General features: G+C 65.6%; 15 protein-coding genes and 1 tRNA gene. 4 read left to right on the top strand and 12 right to left on the bottom strand.

Annotated features, from left to right (window positions below):
* Positions 1-42: 42 nt before the first annotated feature.
* Positions 43-2,022, top strand: a complete 1,980-nt coding sequence (locus NX780_RS22830) for a monovalent cation:proton antiporter family protein (RefSeq protein WP_258830188.1) — start codon at positions 43-45, stop codon at positions 2,020-2,022.
* Between the two features lie 116 nt (positions 2,023-2,138).
* On the opposite strand, the gene NX780_RS22825 is transcribed toward NX780_RS22830, so the two are convergent.
* The 4 genes from NX780_RS22825 to ychF all read right to left on the bottom strand — a co-directional run bounded on the left by NX780_RS22825 (position 2,139) and on the right by ychF (position 6,440).
* Complete coding sequence (locus NX780_RS22825) at positions 2,139-3,257, bottom strand: GGDEF domain-containing protein (RefSeq protein WP_258830187.1); 1,119 nt, start codon at positions 3,255-3,257, stop codon at positions 2,139-2,141.
* A gap of 132 nt (positions 3,258-3,389) precedes the next feature.
* On the bottom strand, positions 3,390-4,235 hold the full coding sequence (locus NX780_RS22820) for an MOSC domain-containing protein (RefSeq protein WP_258830186.1): 846 nt from the start codon (positions 4,233-4,235) through the stop codon (positions 3,390-3,392).
* A 55-nt stretch (positions 4,236-4,290) separates the two neighbouring features.
* Positions 4,291-5,193 (bottom strand): subclass B3 metallo-beta-lactamase, encoded by a 903-nt coding sequence (gene bla, locus NX780_RS22815; protein WP_258830185.1) that lies wholly within the window; start codon positions 5,191-5,193, stop codon positions 4,291-4,293.
* A gap of 155 nt (positions 5,194-5,348) precedes the next feature.
* A complete protein-coding gene (gene ychF, locus NX780_RS22810) occupies positions 5,349-6,440 on the bottom strand; it encodes a redox-regulated ATPase YchF (protein ID WP_258830184.1) in 1,092 nt (363 codons plus the stop codon).
* A gap of 237 nt (positions 6,441-6,677) precedes the next feature.
* Between ychF and NX780_RS22805 the strand changes: the two genes are divergently transcribed.
* Together NX780_RS22805 and NX780_RS22800 are read left to right on the top strand one after the other, a co-directional pair.
* On the top strand, positions 6,678-7,271 hold the full coding sequence (locus tag NX780_RS22805; protein WP_258830183.1) for a YdcF family protein: 594 nt from the start codon (positions 6,678-6,680) through the stop codon (positions 7,269-7,271).
* Positions 7,271-7,951, top strand: coding sequence for a transglycosylase domain-containing protein (locus NX780_RS22800; RefSeq protein ID WP_258830224.1), 681 nt, complete (start codon positions 7,271-7,273; stop codon positions 7,949-7,951). The genes NX780_RS22805 and NX780_RS22800 overlap by 1 nt, the downstream gene beginning before the upstream one ends.
* Positions 7,952-7,960: 9 nt before the next feature.
* Here NX780_RS22800 and NX780_RS22795 read toward each other — a convergent pair whose 3' ends face one another.
* Positions 7,961-9,055, bottom strand: coding sequence for a patatin-like phospholipase family protein (locus tag NX780_RS22795; protein ID WP_258830182.1), 1,095 nt, complete (start codon positions 9,053-9,055; stop codon positions 7,961-7,963).
* Between the two features lie 120 nt (positions 9,056-9,175).
* Between NX780_RS22795 and NX780_RS22790 the strand changes: the two genes are divergently transcribed.
* A complete protein-coding gene (locus NX780_RS22790) occupies positions 9,176-10,999 on the top strand; it encodes a DUF3857 domain-containing transglutaminase family protein (protein ID WP_258830181.1) in 1,824 nt (607 codons plus the stop codon).
* Positions 11,000-11,029: 30 nt separating this feature from the next.
* Here the strand turns inward: NX780_RS22790 and pth are convergent, their stop codons facing one another.
* The 7 genes from pth to NX780_RS22755 form a co-directional block, all read right to left on the bottom strand.
* Complete coding sequence (pth, locus tag NX780_RS22785) at positions 11,030-11,614, bottom strand: aminoacyl-tRNA hydrolase (protein WP_258830180.1); 585 nt, start codon at positions 11,612-11,614, stop codon at positions 11,030-11,032.
* Positions 11,615-11,947: 333 nt separating this feature from the next.
* On the bottom strand, positions 11,948-12,535 hold the full coding sequence (locus tag NX780_RS22780) for a 50S ribosomal protein L25/general stress protein Ctc (RefSeq protein ID WP_258830179.1): 588 nt from the start codon (positions 12,533-12,535) through the stop codon (positions 11,948-11,950).
* A 195-nt stretch (positions 12,536-12,730) separates the two neighbouring features.
* Complete coding sequence (locus NX780_RS22775; RefSeq protein WP_258830178.1) at positions 12,731-13,681, bottom strand: ribose-phosphate pyrophosphokinase; 951 nt, start codon at positions 13,679-13,681, stop codon at positions 12,731-12,733.
* Between the two features lie 144 nt (positions 13,682-13,825).
* Positions 13,826-13,902 (bottom strand) — tRNA-Gln (locus tag NX780_RS22770).
* Between the two features lie 67 nt (positions 13,903-13,969).
* Positions 13,970-14,869 carry a 4-(cytidine 5'-diphospho)-2-C-methyl-D-erythritol kinase gene (ispE, locus tag NX780_RS22765; protein ID WP_258830177.1) on the bottom strand — a complete coding sequence of 300 codons (900 nt, stop codon included), beginning with the start codon at positions 14,867-14,869 and terminating at the stop codon, positions 13,970-13,972.
* Positions 14,870-14,881: 12 nt separating this feature from the next.
* Positions 14,882-15,472, bottom strand: coding sequence for an outer membrane lipoprotein LolB (locus NX780_RS22760; protein ID WP_258830176.1), 591 nt, complete (start codon positions 15,470-15,472; stop codon positions 14,882-14,884).
* Between the two features lie 82 nt (positions 15,473-15,554).
* Positions 15,555-17,375 carry a tetratricopeptide repeat protein gene (locus tag NX780_RS22755; RefSeq protein WP_258830175.1) on the bottom strand — a complete coding sequence of 607 codons (1,821 nt, stop codon included), beginning with the start codon at positions 17,373-17,375 and terminating at the stop codon, positions 15,555-15,557.
* Positions 17,376-17,403 lie beyond the last annotated feature (28 nt).

Below are 17,403 nucleotides of genomic sequence, written 5' to 3'. Positions count from 1 at the left end.
TGCCAGACGTAACAAACTACAACAAGACCATGATTGGGGAAGATGCATTCCGGACTTGAACTGACCCTGCTCCTGCTGGGCTGCGCCGTGCTCGGCGTGGTCGCCTTCCGGATGCTTCACCTGCCGCCGATGCTCGGCTACCTGGCCGTCGGCGTATTGATCGGGCCCCATGCATTGGCGCTGGCCGACGACAGCCCCACCACCCATTCGCTGGCCGAATTCGGCGTCGTCTTCCTGATGTTTTCCATCGGGCTGGAATTCTCCCTGGCCCAGCTCAAATCGATGCGCCGCATCGTGTTCGGGCTCGGCCTCGCCCAGGTCGTATTGACGATCGTGGCGGCCATGCTGTTCGGGCTGTTCATTTCATGGTGGGCGCCGCAGCTGCACGTGAGCTGGCAGGCGGCCTTTGCCCTGGGCGGGGCGCTGGCCATGTCCTCGACGGCCATCGTGGTCAAGATGCTGACCGAGCGGCTGGAACTCGAGAGCGAACATGGCCGCCGCATCATCGGCATCCTGCTGTTCCAGGACCTGGCCGTGGTGCCGCTCCTGATCCTGATTCCCTCGCTGGCGCGGCCGGCCGAGGAACTGGTCGTCACGCTCGGCTGGGCGCTGGTGAAGGCGGCGTTTGTCCTGGCCCTGCTGCTGATCTTCGGGCAGAAGCTGATGCGCTTCTGGTTCACCGTGGTCGCCAAGCGCCGCTCGCAGGAACTGTTCATGCTCAACCTGCTGCTCGTGACCCTGGGCCTGGCCTGGATCACGGAGCAGGCCGGCCTCTCGCTGGCCCTGGGGGCGTTCGTGGCCGGCATGCTGATTTCCGAGACCCAGTACAAGCACCAGGTGGAAGAAGACATCAAGCCCTTCCGCGACGTGCTGCTCGGGCTCTTCTTCATCACCGTGGGCATGCTGCTCAACCTGCAGCTGGTGCTGGAACACTGGTGGGTGGTGCTGGCGCTGGTGATCTTCCCGGTGCTGCTCAAGTTCGCCATCATCGCGGCGCTGGCCAAGGCCTTCGGCTCGACGGACGGCGTGGCAATGCGCACGGGCCTGGCGCTGGCCCAGGCCGGCGAGTTCGGCTTCGTGCTGTTGAACCTGGCCTCCGGCTCGAAGCTGATCGATCCCTTCCTGATCCAGCTCGTGCTGGCCTCGATGGTGCTGTCGATGCTGGTGGCGCCCTTCATGATCGCCAACATGGACAAGATCGTCATGAAGGTCGCGGCCAACGAGTGGATGATGCAGTCGCTGCAGCTGACCCAGCTCGCCAGCCGCACCATGAAGACCCAGAAGCACGTGATCATCGCGGGCTTCGGGCGCAGCGGCCAGAGCCTGGCCACCTTGCTGAGCGACGAAAAGCTGCCCTGGTATGCGCTCGACCTGGATCCGGAACGGGTGCAGGAAGCGCAGACGGCCGGCGCCAACGTGTCCTACGGCGACGCGGCGCGCCGCGAAAGCCTGATCGCGGCCGGCATCAACCGCGCCAGCGCGCTCGTGATCACCTTTGCCGATACGAGACTGGCGCTCAAGGTGCTGCACCTGGTACACGAGCTGGCGCCGAACCTGGCCGTCATCGTGCGCAGCCATGACGACAGCGATCTCGATGTCCTGAAACAGGCGGGCGCCACCGAGGTGGTGCCGGAAGCGCTGGAGAGCAGCCTGATGCTGGCCTCCCACGCCCTGGTCACCATGGGCGTGCCGCTGCGGCGCGTGGTGCACCGGGTGCAGAGCGCGCGCGACCAGCGTTATGCCTCGCTGCGCGGCTACTTCCATGGCGCGGGGGATGTGTCGGACGACCTGGAGCACACCTATGTGCGGCTGCACTCGGTGACCCTGCGCGAAGGCGCGGCGGCGGTCGGCAGGCGGCTGGGGGAGCTGGGGCTGGACGAAGTCGAGACCGAGGTGACGACCGTCAGGCGCAATGGCAAGAGCCTGGAGGGGGATCCGGAGACGGTGCTGCTGGCGGGGGATGTGCTGGTGCTGCGGGGCGCCGGCGAGGCAGTCAGCCGGGCTGAGAGCCGGCTGGTTTGATCTGCCGAATACCGTAGGGTGGGCGGTCCTCCGCCCACGCGTTCAACCGGCGCGGATATGGTCGATGCGCGTCAAATCATCCTGTATTTGAACGCGTGGGCGGGGGACCGCCCACCCTACGAAAGCGAAACCACCCTGTTCCTGCCGGTCGATTTTGCCCGATACAAGGCCGTATCCGCCTGCGCCACCAGCTCCTGCGCCACACCCTCGATCGCATGATCGCGCTCGAAATCGTCCAGCGTCGCCACGCCGATCGACACCGTCACCGACACGTGCTCGCCAGCAGCCACATCGACCGGCTGCGCCTCGACACTCGCGCGTATCCGGTCTGCCACCGCGCTCGCGCTTTCCAGGTCCGCGTCGATCAGCAGCACCACGAATTCCTCGCCGCCGAAGCGCGCCAGCGCATCCGAGATGCGCAGCTCGGCCTTGATGCGCTGGGCCACCTCGCGCAGCACCTCGTCGCCGGCCTGGTGGCCGACCGTGTCGTTGACCTGCTTGAAGTGGTCGATGTCGATGTACATGACCGAGATGCGGTAATCCTGGCGGCGCGCCCGCGCGATCTCTTCCACCAGGCGGCGGTCGATGTAGCGGCGGTTGTAGACACCGGTGAGCGAATCGGTCAGGCCGATGAACTTCAGCATCTCGTTGCTGATCACGTTCTCGAGGCAGATCGCGATGATCGAGCCCATGTGCTCGATGAAGTCGGTGCCGAGGGCCGGCGTAAAACGGTTCGGGTCCGAGCTGCCCAGGTTCAGGCTGCCGATCAGGCGGGTATTGCGCAGCAGCGGCACCAGGGCCACGCTCTGCAGGCCCTCGGGCGGATGCGGGAACATCGCCTTGTGTCGCGACGGCGCATACGGCCCCAGCACCGGGCGCGGACGTCGGCCCTCGATGTGCGGGAAGCCCAGCTCGCTTGCGTGTTCGCAAAAGCTCAGGTGGGGCAGCTCTTCATAGTCGACGCCCAGCTTGTGCATGACGGTGTAGATGTCCGCTTCCGGGTCGACCAGCGACAGGGTCACGATGTCGAGCTCGGAAATGACCGGCAGGGTCTGGAAAATCGTCGTCACCAGCTCCTGGAAGGTGCTCGCGCCCACGATTTTCAGGTCGAAAGCCTGGTGCCGGGTCATGATGGAATGGTTGCGCTCGGCCTGTTCGAGCAGGTACGCCATGCGGGAACGCAGGGTCTCGTTCTCCAACATCAGTTCTCGCGTGTGCGCATCCGGCTCGTGCATTGAAAATTCCTTTCAGCAATAACCGTAACATTACGCCAATTGCCGATGCTTGAAAACGAAAAATGCCCTCCAAGGGGCGATTTCGCGACACTGTGGCAGCCATGCGTCGCGCATGGGCCTGGCCACTCGTGGTCAAAAAGCCAAGGAAACTTCCAGCTCCTGGCCGACGCGCAAGGTAGCGCCGTCGCCTTCGCTGACGATGGCGTTCATGCCCATGCAGACGGCGCCTTCCATGCGCGCGTTGCCGCGGTAGGTCTGCAGGATGTCGAGCGGGTCCGGGCCGGGAATGCCGGTGGCCTGGTCGATCGCGGGGATCGGGCAGCGCGCGCAGGGTTTGACCGGGCACAGCGCCAGGCCGCCGGCCGAGAACGATTCGACGTAGTCTTCCTCGAACGCTTCGAGACCATCGACCACCAGGTTCGGGCGGAAGCGGTTCATCGGCAGCGGGTCGCGGCCGGCGTTCTTCAGTCTGGCGTTCAGGTCATCCAAGGAAGCCTGGCCGATCACCAGGATGGGGTAGCCGTCGGCGAAGCGGGTCTCGGCGGGGGCGCCGCCGGTCCACTTGGTGCTGGTAGGACGGTGCACGTCCGGGCGGAAACGCACCAGGCGGCATGGGCCTTGAACTGCGTCGGAGAACCAGGCTGCGGCGGCGTCGCCGCAGTCGGCAGCAATCACGCTGTGGTCCCAGATCTGCACGGTCAAGTTGCTTGCTGCGGGGTCGTGCGCCAGCGGCAGGCGCAGCGGCGGCATGCCGGGGGCCGCCACCTCGACGGCGTCACCATCGATCCGCGGTGTGACCAGCGCCATGCGCGGGTACTCGCGCTGGGTCAGGAACAGGCCTTCGCGGGTGACGAGCATCCATTCGCGGTCGTGCACGCCATTGGCCTGCAGGCCGGAGATGCCGAACTGCGCCTCGGGCACGGAAACGCCGGCGCAGGACTTGATCGGGTAAATGACGAGTTCGGTAACGGTGGCCATGCTGTCGGATCCGGAATGCGAAGGCCGACAGTATGGCAGGGATTGCGGTGCTGTGTCAGCGCCCGGTCGCCTTCGCCTTCTCGTCGCGCTCGCGCTGCAGGCGCTCCTCGAACTTCTGCGCGGCGCCCGCGGCCAGCTTGCGGCAGCCTTCGGGGTCGATGAAGGGGTTCGATTGCGCGGTCTTGGCGGCTGCCTTGCCGAAGGCATCGGTGGCCGACGGATGGGCTGCGATCACGATGTCGCATTTCAGGGCGGCGACCTTGGCGATGCTGGCCTTGGCGCTGGCCGAACGGTCCGGGTAGCCGGGGCCGCCGGTGTAGTAGAAGCCGTCAGTGGAGATCATGGTCAGGCTGTCGGCATAGACCATATCCAGGCACTTACCCCCTTCGCAGGATTGCCAGGTCCAGGTGATGCCGCCGGGCGTGTGGCCGGGCGTGGTGTGGGCGGTGAAACGCAGCGGGCCGACCGACAGGGTTTCGCCGTCCTTTACTTCCTTCACCTGTGCCACCTTCGGGATGTAGGCGCGTTCCTTCGGGTCGTACTGCGGATCGTCCGGCCCCGGCGTGCCGTCGCGCAGCACCTGGGCGCCGTGGGCGGTGTGGGCGACCGTGGCGCCGCTCGCCTTCTGCAGGGCGGCGATGCCGCCGGCATGGTCGAAGTGGGCGTGCGAATTCAGGATCAGTTTCACGTCCTTCATCTTGAAGCCGAGCGCCTCGATGTTCTTCTGGATCAGCGGCGCAGACTGCGGCAGCGCGCCGTCGAGCAGGACGTGGCCTTGCGGGCTGGTTACCAGCACGGAGGACAATCCTTCGGTGCCGACGTAATACGCGTTACCGTAGATGTTGAAGGGCGCGACCGGCTTGTTCCACTCGGCGCAGGAAGTGCAGTTGATCGCATCCTGGGCCAGCGCATTGTTTGCCGCCAGCAGGAAGGCGGCCGTGATCAGGCTTTTTCTCATGGTGTTCACTCGTCGGTTGTCAGGGAAGGACTCAGTCGACGTAGTGGACCATGACGGGCGGGATCGTGAAACGATTGTGGGACGAAGCGGCGTCGATATGGGACGAAATGAAAAGCCCCGCTCAGTGGCGGGGCTTGTCGGGGAGTCCGAAGCGATCAGACGTTGAACAGGAAGTTCAGCACATCGCCATCCTTGACGATGTACTCCTTGCCTTCCGCACGCATCTTGCCCGCTTCCTTGGCGCCCGCTTCGCCCTTGTAGGCGATGTAGTCGTCGAAGGAGATGGTCTGCGCGCGGATGAAGCCGCGTTCGAAGTCCGTGTGGATCACGCCGGCCGCCTGCGGTGCGGTGGCGCCGACCTTGACGGTCCAGGCGCGCACTTCCTTCACGCCGGCGGTGAAGTAGGTCTGCAGGCCGAGCAGCGAGTAGGCGGCGCGGATCAGGCGGTCCAGGCCCGGCTCTTCCATGCCCATGTCGGCCAGGAAGTCCTTCTTGTCGGCGTCGTCCATCTCGGCGATTTCCGATTCGATGGCGGCGGAAATCGCCACGATCGGGGCGTTCTGCTTCTTGGCGAATTCGGTCAGCTTGTCGAGCAGCGGGTTGTTGGTGAAGCCGGTATCGGACACATTGGCCACGTACATCGCCGGCTTTGCCGTGATCAGGTGCAGTTCGCGGATCAGGGCCATCTCTTCGGCGTCCAGTCCCATGGTGCGCACCGGCTGGCCTTCGTTCAGGTGCGGCAGCATGCGCTCGCACATCGCCACCAGCTTGGCGGCATCCTTGTCGCCCGAACGCGCTTTCTTGTTCTCGCGGTGGATCGCCTTCTCGACGGCGCCCAGGTCGGCCAGCGCCAGCTCGGTCTGGATCACTTCGATGTCGTCGATCGGGCTGACCTTGCCGGAGACGTGCACGACGTTGTCGTCTTCGAAGCAACGCACCACGTTGACGATGGCGTCGGTCTCGCGGATGTGGGACAGGAACTGATTGCCCAGGCCCTCGCCTTTCGACGCGCCGGCCACCAGACCTGCGATGTCGACGAACTCGACGATCGCCGGCACGATGCGCTCGGGCTTGACGATTTCAGCCAGCTGCTGCATGCGCGGATCGGGCACCTCGACCACGCCCACGTTCGGCTCGATGGTGCAGAACGGATAGTTCTCGGCCGGGATGCCGGCCTTGGTCAGTGCGTTGAACAGGGTGGACTTGCCGACGTTCGGCAGGCCGACGATGCCGCATTTGAGGCTCATGGGGACTCTTTCTCTCGTATAGATGCGGAGCGGAAGGAAGCCCGGCTCCAAAACCCCACATTGTAACCGCGGACGCCCCCGGTTGCCGAAAAAACCGGCGCAACGCGGGCACGGCGTTGCAGTACGATCATCAGGCCTGCCCGGCTTGGGTAGCGAAATACCAAAGTGCAAGTATTCGTTACTTTCTCGCCGGCATTTATTGCTAAGATCGCCCATCCTCAGCTTTCTGCCCCAGCCATGCCCAACGAAGCCTTCCAGCACATCGGCGACTACATGATGCCTTCTTTCCCGCCGCAGCCGTCCGATCTCGGCTTCCTGTTCGGGACGCGCCATGGGGTGCCGGAATTCTGCGAGGCGGCGTATGCGCTGTGGCGGGAAGGCATGTTTCAGCGCCTGCTGGTCTCCGGTGGGAAGACGGGCGGCCAGGCCCGGTCCGAGGCTGAACTCATCGGCGATCGTTTAGTTGAGCTCGGCATGCCCGCATCAAGCCTGATCCTGGAAACCGCAGCAACCAATACTGGGGAAAACGTCATCCTCGGCCGGGCCGCAGTTGCCGAGCACGTGAGCCTGGAATCGATTCGCAGCGTGCTCGTCATCGGCAAGGTCTGTTCGACGCGGCGCTACCTGATGACCCTGCAGCGCCACTGGCCCGGCCTGCGCATGTCGGTGTGTCCCGTGAATTATTTCGGCGTGCCTGTCGAACGCTGGCACGAGCACGAAGAATTCCGCGCCCGGGTGCTGGGCGAGTTCGGCAAGATCCCGGGCTACCTGGACTGCGACTTCCTGCACGAGATCGAGGGCTGCCCGCCCTACCCGCAGGTGCGCCCGTGATGCGCTGGCGCAGGGTGCTCCTGCTGGTGACGACATTGATATTGGCCTACCTGGCGCTGGCGGGCGCCTGGGCCTGGACCGTGTTCGATGAAGCGCTCGCGACCAGGCCCGTGGCTGATACCGTCCCCCTCTCCGCCCGGCAAACCGCCATCCTGCTGCGCGTGGAAGACCCGACTTTCTTCGAGCATGCGGGCCTGAGCATCGCGCCGGGCCAGGGCATGGCCACGATCTCGTCCGCGCTGGCGCGCGATGTTTTCATAGGTAGCGGCGGGCTCGAGGGTATGAACGGCGCCGTCCAGCGTTTCTATCGAAGCGTGTTCGACTGCTGCAAGCGCATCGACCTGGGGCGCGACGTGATGACCCTGGTACTGGATTCCCGGATGCCCAAGCACGATCAGCTGGCGCGCTACGTGGCGACGGTCTACATGGGGACGCACGCCGGGCAGCAGGTGAGCGGCCTTGCGCCGGCGGCCCGCAGCTACCTCGGCAAGCCGCTCGAGGAAACGAGCGAAGCGGAATTCGTGACGCTGGTGGCGATGATCAAGGCGCCGAACCAGTATCACCCGGTGCGCGATCCGGAAGCGCTGGCGCAGCGCGCGGCCCGCATCCAGGCCCTGCTGGCCGGGCGCTGCGCTGCAAGCGGCTGGTTCGATACCGAGTTCAAGGAGTGCGCTCCCTGAACGGGCGATTCAGATCGGCTTGAGCAGCGACAGGTCGGGCTTCGCCACGAACTCCGCCAGCTCGTCGCGCAAGCGTTGCCCTTCCCCCATGGCGCGTTGCCAGTTGCGGATGCGCTCGTCGTGGTCGAGTCCGTAGAAGGCGAAGTCTGCGCGATCCGGCAGCTTCTTGCGCGGCAGGGTGCGCAGGAATTCCTCGGATGGCGCCACGATCAGCACATTGTCCAGCCATTCCCGGTGCGCACGCGCCGCGCGGCGCCACGGGAAACTCTTGTCGAGCCAGCCCGGCACGATGTGCTGGGTGAAGTGCGGGTACAGCACCAGGTCGCTCTTCGATTCGCCGGCCGCGCGCGCATAAGGCAAGGCCAGGTGGTAGTCGATGATGCCGCCGTCCCAGTAGCTCCCCGGCGGCAGGTCATCAATCCCCGTCACCGGTTTCATGATCAAAGGCAGCGTCCCCGATGCCAGCAGGCTGGCTGCAAGGTTCGTGCGCGTGAGCGAGGAAAAGTGGGTAGTGAAAGCGTCGAAGCGCTCGCGCAGCCAGGGCGCCTGTGCGCGCGTGTCACCGATCACGACGCGCTCCATCAGGCGGCCGAGCCAGGTGCGCGAGCAGGCATTGCTCAGCGCCGCCGCGGCAAAACCGCGCAGTTCGGCGCGCGGATGCCCGGGCGCCGCGAGGCGTCCCTTGCCGCGCACCGCGAGCAGGTGCAGGCGGTGGTGCGGATGGCTGACGATGTCCTCTTCATGGCCGCGCACGAATTCACCGAGCAGGCCTTGCACCACCTTGTCGATGTCGTGCTGGGTCGGCTTCTTGCTGGTGTAGCGCTGGCCCGCGTACAGCTCGCCGAGTCGGGCGAAGGCCTTGACCGGGTCGCGCTGGCAGGCGGCGGCCATGCGCCAGGCGCCGATCGAGGAGCCGATCAGGACGCGCTCGCGCGGACTGGACGGCAGCCACTCGCCGAACATCCACTGGTCGAGCGCCTGGAAGATCAGCCCTTTGGGGCCGCCGGCCGCGGCCGGCACGATGGCAATGTCCTGGGCGCGCAAGCCCTGCGTGCGGATCTGGGCCAGGGCCAGCGGCCCGGCGTGGAAAGTGAGTGCCTTCATGGACAAAATTATCGCAGGAAGAGCGCGCTTGCGCTGACTCAAGGGCGGCGCAAGGGTGCTGCGTAACATGGGTCGCTCGCCCATGCGGAGTCGACTATGCCGTTCCGGTTAGCCCTTGTTTTGCTTCTGCTGTTTGCCTTCGGCCAGGCCGTGGCAAGCGACAGCGGCACCGATCGCTCGGTGGTGGTCGATCGCCACGTCCAGCACTTCACGGTCGACGCCGACGGCGCCTATTTGCTCGAGGTCGAGCTGGTGAAAACGATCGCCAGCGCCAGCGCCATCGAACGTCAGGCCGAGCAGTTCATCGGTTTCAACGCTTCGCTCGACACGGTCAGGTCCATCGAGGCCTGGACCACGAAGGCGGATGGCCGCCGCATCCCGGTCGGCCCCGCCGGTATTCGCGAGCAGCAGGAAGCCGCATCCAGCGACGCCCCGATGTTCCAGGACACGCGCGTGAAAGCGGTCATCTTCCCCGACGTTGCCGTGGGCGACACCCTCACCCTGCGCTACACGGTATGGCGCCACACACCGCTCTTCCCCGGCCATTTCGAGGATTTCACCGTGGCCCGGCCCATCCCCTACGGCGACTTCCGCCTGATCTACGATCTGCCGGCATCGATCCCCCTGCATGCGGACGTCGCCGGCTTCGCTCCCCTGAGCCTCGACAGCCCGCCCGGCCGGCGCCGCTACGGCTGGCGTCACGCGGGTGGCGACAACGAGCGCATCGAGCACGGTTCGGTGAGCTATCTCGACTACGGCAGGCGGCTGGCCGTATCGACCTTTCCCGACTACGCCGCTTTCGCCCGCGCGTATCAGGAGCGCGCCGCGATGGCAGCCAGGCCGGATGCCGCGCTTATCCGGCTGGCGGCCGACATCACCCGCGGCTTAGACGACCCGCATGCGCGGGCGCTCGCGCTGTCGGATTGGGTCCGGCGCGATATCCGCTACGTCGCGGTCTATCTCGGCCCGGGTGGCGTCGTGCCGCACGCTGCGTCATCGGTGCTGGCGAGCCGCTACGGCGACTGCAAGGACCACGCCGTGCTGCTGCAAGCCCTGCTGGCGGCGAGCGGCATCGAGGCCGGGCCTGCGTTGGTCAATGGCGACAATGCCTACCAGCTGCCCTCGGTGCCGACCCTGGGCGTGCTCAACCACGTCATCGTGTATGTGCCGGGGCTGCAGCTCTACCTCGACCCGACCGCCGGCGCGGTCGCCGGCGGCTTCCTGCCCCCTAACCTGCTCGGCAAACCCGTGCTGCTCGCCGCCAGCGGCGAATTCGCCATGACGCCCGTCTTCCAGCCTGCGCCCAGCCGCACCACGACGCGCTTCAATATCAGGCGTGACGGTAGCAGCCGCTTCCGTGTCGCGCGCACCAGCGGCGGCGCCAGCGCCGAACCCTATCGTGACGCCATGCGCTCAACACCGCAGTCGGCGCGTGCGGGGCTGGTGCGGCGCATGCTCGCAGGGCTCGGGCAAACCGGCGACGGCCGGTTCGAAGCGGGCGACACCGAAGCAAAGGGCGACGACTTCACGGTGGCGTTCTCGGGCGCGAGCGATGGCTTCGTACAGCTGCCGGGGCCGGTCGCCTTGGCCACGACCTACAACTTCTGGGGTGGATTGGGCGACGCCGTGTTCGAGCTCGGGCGCGAACCGGAGCGGCGCCAGGACTTCGTCTGCCCCGCCATCGACGCCGAGGACGAGCTGCGCTACGCACTGCCGCCGCGCACCCGCGTGCTGGCGCTGCCCAAGCCTGTGCTCGTCGACGATGGAAGGTTCTATTACCGCGCGCAGTATGCGCGGCAAGGCGATGCGGTGGTGGTGAAGCGGCGCCTGCAGTTCAGGCACACGGCCGCCACCTGCACGCCGGAGGACTACCGCCAGATGCGGCCGGCATTGACGCGCATGATGCGCGACCTGCGCGGGCAGGTGGTGGTGCAGGCACGCTAGCTTGCGACCACCAAGGGATTGGCCTGCTGCTCAGGCCGTATGCAACTGCATCATCGCCACATCCATTTTGCCTTCGCAAGCGAGCGGAATGATGCGCAGGGCCTTGTCGATCGATTCCTCGATCAGGGTCTGCTCTTCGCGGCGCGGGCGGTGCAGCACGAAATCGGCCACGGCCTGCTGCAGGTTGAGGCTGCGCGGGTGGCCTATCCCCAGGCGCAGGCGCCAGTAGTCCTGGGTGCCCAAGGCCGACGTAATGTCCTTCAGGCCGTTGTGCCCGCCCGAGGAGCCGCCCTTCTTCATCTTGGCGACGCCCGGCAGCATGTCGAGCTCGTCGTGCACGACCAGCACTTCGTCCGGGTTGATCTTGTAGAAGCGCGCCAGCGCGCCGACCGACTGGCCGGAACGGTTCATATAGGTCAGCGGTTCCAGCAGCCAGACTTCGTTGCCCGCGATCCGGGTCTTCGCCACCATGGCATTGAAGCGCGATTCGCGCTGCAGGCGGCAGCCCGGCAGCGAGTTGGCCAGGTTGTCGACCAGCCAGAAGCCGGCGTTGTGGCGGGTTTGTTCGTATTCCGGACCCGGGTTGCCGAGGCCGACGATCAGACGGATGGACATGCGCTGTCTACTTTGATTCTGGGAAAAACAGGATTATCGCTGAAAATCGGCGCCGCGTAGGGTGGTCGGCTCTACCGTGAAACGGATTTTGCCGCACCGTGGAGGCCGACCGCGCGTTCAAATCACGGTAGGGCAGCCTGCGCGGCTGTTCTTCCGCTGGCTGAACGCGCGGTCGGCGCACGCGGCGCGGCTTGACTGGGCTGCTGGTCGAGCCGACCACCCTACGAATCCGGGCGACCGACGGCGCACAGGCGAAACCCAAACAAAAACCCGCCGGGCTGGGCCACGGCGGGTTTCGTTTCCAGCTAGCCGCCGAAGCGGCCGAGGAAGATATTACTCAGCAGCGGCTTCAGCCGATGCAACACCGCGCGGGATCGAGGTGGTGACCAGGGTCAGGTTCTGACCGTGGGTCAGCGCGGTGACGCCTTCCGGCAGGGTCAGGTCGTTCACGTGGATCGACTGGCCGGCTTCCAGCTTGCTCAGGTCGACTTCGATGAACTCAGGCAGTTTGCCCGGCAGGCAAGCCACTTCCAGTTCGTTGGCGACGTGCGAGATGACAGCGCTGCTCAGCTTGACGGCTGGCGAGATCTCGGCGTTGACGAAGTGCAGGGTGACCTTGGTGTGGATCGGCTTCGATGCGTCGACGCGCTGGAAGTCAGCGTGCAGGACCAGTTGCTTGTATGCGTGCATCTGGAAGTCGCGCAGCAGGACTTGCTGGGTCTTGCCTTCGATTTCGAGGTCCAGGACCGAACCGTGGAAAGCTTCTTTCTTGAGCGCGTGGAACAGCGCGTTGCCATCCAGAGCGATCAGTTGCGGGGCTTCGGCGCCACCGTAGATGATGCCCGGGGTCTGGCCAGCGTTGCGCAGGCGGCGGCTCGCTCCGGTCCCCTGCTGAGTGCGGTTGAATGCGACTACTTTCATGTGAAACTCCAAAAATAAACGGGTCCGAATGCCGGCACGCATGCCGGCCCGGTAACCCAGTGGTGACCGCCCCGCGACCAGGGCAGTCGAAACAAGCGCCATACTGCGCGCTCAAGAATGTGGAAAACCTAAGATGTTACAACGGCGCGCCGGCCATGTCAGCCAGGCGCGCCGTGAAAAACGGTGCAGTGTTGCTTAATCGACGAACAGCGAGATGACCGAGTCGCCCTTGACGATACGCTTGAAGGTCTCGGCCAGCAGCGGTGCGCAGGTCAGCTGGCGGATCTTGGTGCAGGCGGCGCCGGCTTCGCTCAGCGGGATGGTGTCGGTGACGACCAGTTCGTCGAGCGGCGAATTCTGGATGCGGTCGATTGCAGGACCCGACAGGACCGGGTGCGTGCAGTAAGCGATGACTTTCTTGGCGCCGCGCTCTTTCAGCACTTCCGCTGCCTTGCACAGGGTGCCGGCGGTGTCGACCATGTCGTCCATGATCACGCAGTTGCGGCCTTCGACTTCACCGATGATGTTCATGACTTCCGACACGTTCGCCTTCGGGCGGCGCTTGTCGATGATCGCCAGGTCGCAGCCGAGGCGCTTGGCCAGCGCGCGGGCGCGCACCACGCCGCCGACGTCCGGCGACACGACCAGCAGGTCGTCGTAGTTGCGCTTCTGCAGGTCACCCAGCAGGATCGGCGATGCGTAGATGTTGTCGACCGGGATGTCGAAGAAGCCCTGGATCTGGTCGGCGTGCAGGTCCATGATCAGGACGCGCTCGACGCCGGCTTCTTCCAGCATGTTGGCGACGACCTTGGCCGAGATCGCGACGCGCGCCGAACGCGGGCGGCGGTCCTGGCGGGCGTAGCCGAAGTAGGGAATCGCGGCGGTGATGCGGCCTGCCGATGCGCGCTTGAGAGCGTCGACCATCAGCATGATTTCCATCAGGTTGTCATTGGTCGGTGCGCAGGTCGACTGCAGGACGAAGACGTCCTTGCCGCGCACGTTCTCGTTGATCTCGACCATGACTTCGCCGTCCGAGAATTTCGAAACGACTGCTTTGCCGAGTGGAATGCCGAGGTTCTTAGCGACCCCCTCTGCTAGTGCCGGATTGGCGTTGCCGGTAAAAACCATCAGGTTTTCGTAAGCCATGGAGGGAGTCCCAAGAAATGCGTTGTTGAATCTGGAAAAACAATCAGCCGGAAGAACCGGCTGATTAGCTTATGGATGCAGGCCGAACGCTGCACCGCTGTTTTATCCCGCTGGAGGATTACGCCTCGACAGCCGGGAAAACTTTGGCAGGGGAACAAGGATTCGAACCTTGGAATGCCGGAATCAAAATCCGGTGCCTTAACCAACTTGGCGATTCCCCTACACGACTGAACTGCTTGCCGTTACATTCTACGTATTTTAACGTCTAACGTCGCGACAGGCAAAATTTTATTCCATAACTGCTTGATTCTGCAAGAGCGATTTCATCGGGTGGCTTCCAAGCGAATGCGCTTTCCATGCTTTCCACTTGCCAGGCACTCGTGCCAGGACCAGGTCCGCATCGCGTTCGCTGGAGAAGGCGCAAAACACACATGCCCCCGAGCCAGTCATCCTGGCGTCGCCGTAACTGCCCAACCATTCAACCGCCTCTCTTACCGGCGGGAACAGGCGTTCAGCCACGTCCTGCAAATCATTTTTCCCGAAGCCAATCCGACTGCCTGATTCGGCGTAGCTGCTGGAAAAGTCCGCTATTATGACCGGCTCAGTATCCCTTGTCAAATCGGGCGCCGAAAAAATGGCCGGGGTCGGCACCGACACGCCCGGCTCCAGCACCACGTACCAGCAATCCGGCCCGCGCACGGCTTGCAGCGCTTCGCCAATCCCCTCCGCGAACGCGGTCTCGCCGAACAGGAAGAAGGGAATGTCGGCTCCCAGCGGCAGGGCAAGAATCATCAGCTCCTGTTGCGCCAGCCCCGCCTGCCACAGGTGGTTGGCCGCCATCAGGGCCGTGGCCGCGTCCGAGGAACCGCCACCCAGTCCGCCGCCCATCGGCAGGATCTTCTCCACCCTCACCTCGATGCCCGGCGGCAGGCCTCCGTGGCGGCGCGCGTACTCGGCCTGCAGCAGGCGCAGCGCGCGCACGATCAGGTCCTGCTCTTCCGGCACGCCGGGCACGTCGTTGGTGCGCACGATCTGCTCGTCATCGCGCAGGTCGAAATGCAGGGTGTCGGCGCGGTCGATCAGTTGAAAGACACTTTGCAGCAGGTGGTAGCCGTCGGCGCGGCGGCCGGTCACGTGCAGGAAAAGGTTGAGCTTGGCCGGGGCCGGGCAATGGTGCAGCGAACGCATCTGTACAGAACCTCAGGCCTGGTTGACGATGATGCGGATTTCCAGGTCCTGGATGTCTCCCGCCGCGGCGCGCCTGGCGTGGATCACGCGCGGCGCCGGCTGGGCCGCGTTCGGGTCCTGCCATTCGACGAAGCGCAGGCGCCAGCCGTCCCTGGTCACGACCTCGTTGCGGGCCGGCGAGGCGGCGAAGCGCTGGCCCTGCTCATCCACCGCATAACCCTGCAGCCAGTCGCGCAGGCCGGAGACCGGCAGCGGCCAGCCCAGGGTGCGCTGGGTGAGCGTATCGATGTCGGCCTCGGTGATCGGCGCGCGGCCGGCCTGGGTCAGCGTGGCCGATTGCGGCGTGACGGCGATGGTCGCGATCGTCTGTCCCAGCGGATTGGCCAGCTCGACGTCCACATTGCCCGGACGCTGCGCCCAGTTGAAGCTGCCGGTCAGCGATTCGAGATTGCCGCCCTTGTGATAGTTGACCGACAGGCGGCCGCTCAGGTCGATGGTGTCGCGGTAGGCGCCCACGGTGGCGACATTGCTGCTGTTCGTGGTGGCGCAGCCGCCCAGGGCAAAGGCAAGTGCGAGGGCGGGCAGGATCAGGCGTCGGGTCATCGGCATCGGCTGGAGTGAAGTTGGCGAACGCCGGGCGGCCCCTTCGGCAGGGCGCCCGGCTGGTTCAAAGACGTGGATTATTTCACAAGGTCTGGCGCAGGCGCGCCAGCGTGCTGCGCAGGGTATCGTTCTGCGGGTCCTTGGCGCTCGCCTCGCGCCACAGTTGCTGGGCGTCGGCCTGGCGGCCCTTCTGGAACAGCACCTCGCCCAGGTGCACGGCGATTTCCGGATCGCGGCGCAGCGCATAGGCGCGGCGCAGGAATTTCTCGGCCTCGTCCAGGTTACCCAGGCGGTAGTGCACCCAACCCATGCTGTCCATGATGAAGGGGTCGCCCGGCGCCATCTCGAGCGCCTTGGCGACCAGGGCCTGGGCTTCCTGCAGGCGCACATTGCGCTCCGCCAGCGAGTAACCCAGTGCGTTGTAGGCGTGGTGGTTGTCCGGCGCCAGCGCCATCACCTCGCGCAACTGCTTTTCCATGACCTCGAAGCGGCCCTGCTTCTCGGCCAGCAGCGCGAAGTCATAGAGCAGGTCCGGGTTCTTCGGGAAGCGTTTGGCGGCCGCTTCCATCAGGGTATAGGCCTCCGCCGTGCGGCCGGCGTCGCGCAGCAGCTGCGATTCGGCCACCGCCACCTGGACCTGCTGCGCTTCTTCGGATGGCTTCAGGCTGGCCAGCAGCTTGCGTCCGGCCGCCAGGTCGCCCTGCTTGGCCAGCAGCTGGGCGCGGCGCAGCTGGGCGCTGAAGAGCAGCGCGGGCTCGGTTCCGGGAGGCACCTTGTCGAGCCAGGCGGTGGCGCCGGCGTAGTCCTTGCGCTCCTCGGCCAGCTGGGCCAGGATCAGGAGGGCGCGGGTCGGATCGCGCTCGTCTTCCGGATTGCGCCCCAACACCTCGACGAAGCGGGTGAAATAGCCTTCGGCTGCCGCGGCATCGTTCATCTGGCTGGCCAGTACGCCAAGGGCGTAGAGGTTGCCGGCGTCGTCCGGACGCCCTGCCAGCAGCGCCTCGAACTGGGCGCGCGCCTGCGGATACTGCTTCTGGTTCACCAGCACACGGGCATGCGCCGCACGCACCTCGCGCGCATCCGGATGCTTCCTGAGGAAGGCTTCCAGCATCGGTCCGACCCTGGTCTCGTCTTCCATGGTCTGGGCCACCATCAGCACGGCGATCTCGGAATCGGGCTTGGCGGCCAGGGCCGCTTGCGCCTCGCGCTGGGCGGCCTCGCGCTCGCCCCGCCCCAGGGCCGCCTGGGCGCGCACGATGTGCGCTTCCAGGGTGCCCGCATAGGGCGCCACCACCCGCTCCAGCATGGCGCCGGCGGCTTCCTTGTCCTTGGCGCGGCCAAGGAGCTGCTGGATCTGGAACATCAGCAAACCGCGGCGATCGGGGGCGACTTTCTTCAGGCGCTCCACGAAAATCGGCTCGACCTCCGCGATGTTCTCGGACGTGACCACCATGCCGACGAAATACTGGGTCGCCTCGTCCGAGCCTGGATCGAGCTCGCGCCACAGGCGCACGGCGGCCAGCGTATCCTCGGACTGGCGGGCGGCCACCGCCATCTCGGCGGCGCGGCGCGCCAGGCGCGGGTCGCGGGTCTGCTGGGCCAGCGACAACATGGTCAGGTAAGGCCCTTGCCAGTCGCCCTTGCGGAATGCGAACTCGGCCTTAAGTAGCTGGTTCAGCATGCTGCTGGTCAGTTCCACTTTCGGCAGCTTGGCCTCGGCTTCGAGACGGGCTTTCTCCGCCAGGGCTTCCTCGTCGGCCTCCTCCGCTTCGGCCTGGGCGAGCGGGGTGTCGGACTTCTCGGCCGGCGCGGCCACCGTGGAAGCCGCAGGCTGCTGTTTCGGCGCGACAGCGCACGCCGCCAGGAGACTGGAGAGGGTTACAATGACGAAAGCGTTTTTCAAGGCAAGTCCGAGGTTCTGAGATGTTGTC

The sequence above is a fragment of the Massilia agri genome, from assembly GCF_024753255.1.
Classification (GTDB): Bacteria; Pseudomonadota; Gammaproteobacteria; order Burkholderiales; family Burkholderiaceae_D; genus Telluria; species Telluria agri.
Note: the sequence above shows the minus strand (reverse complement) of the source record. Positions and strands in the feature narration are given on the sequence as shown.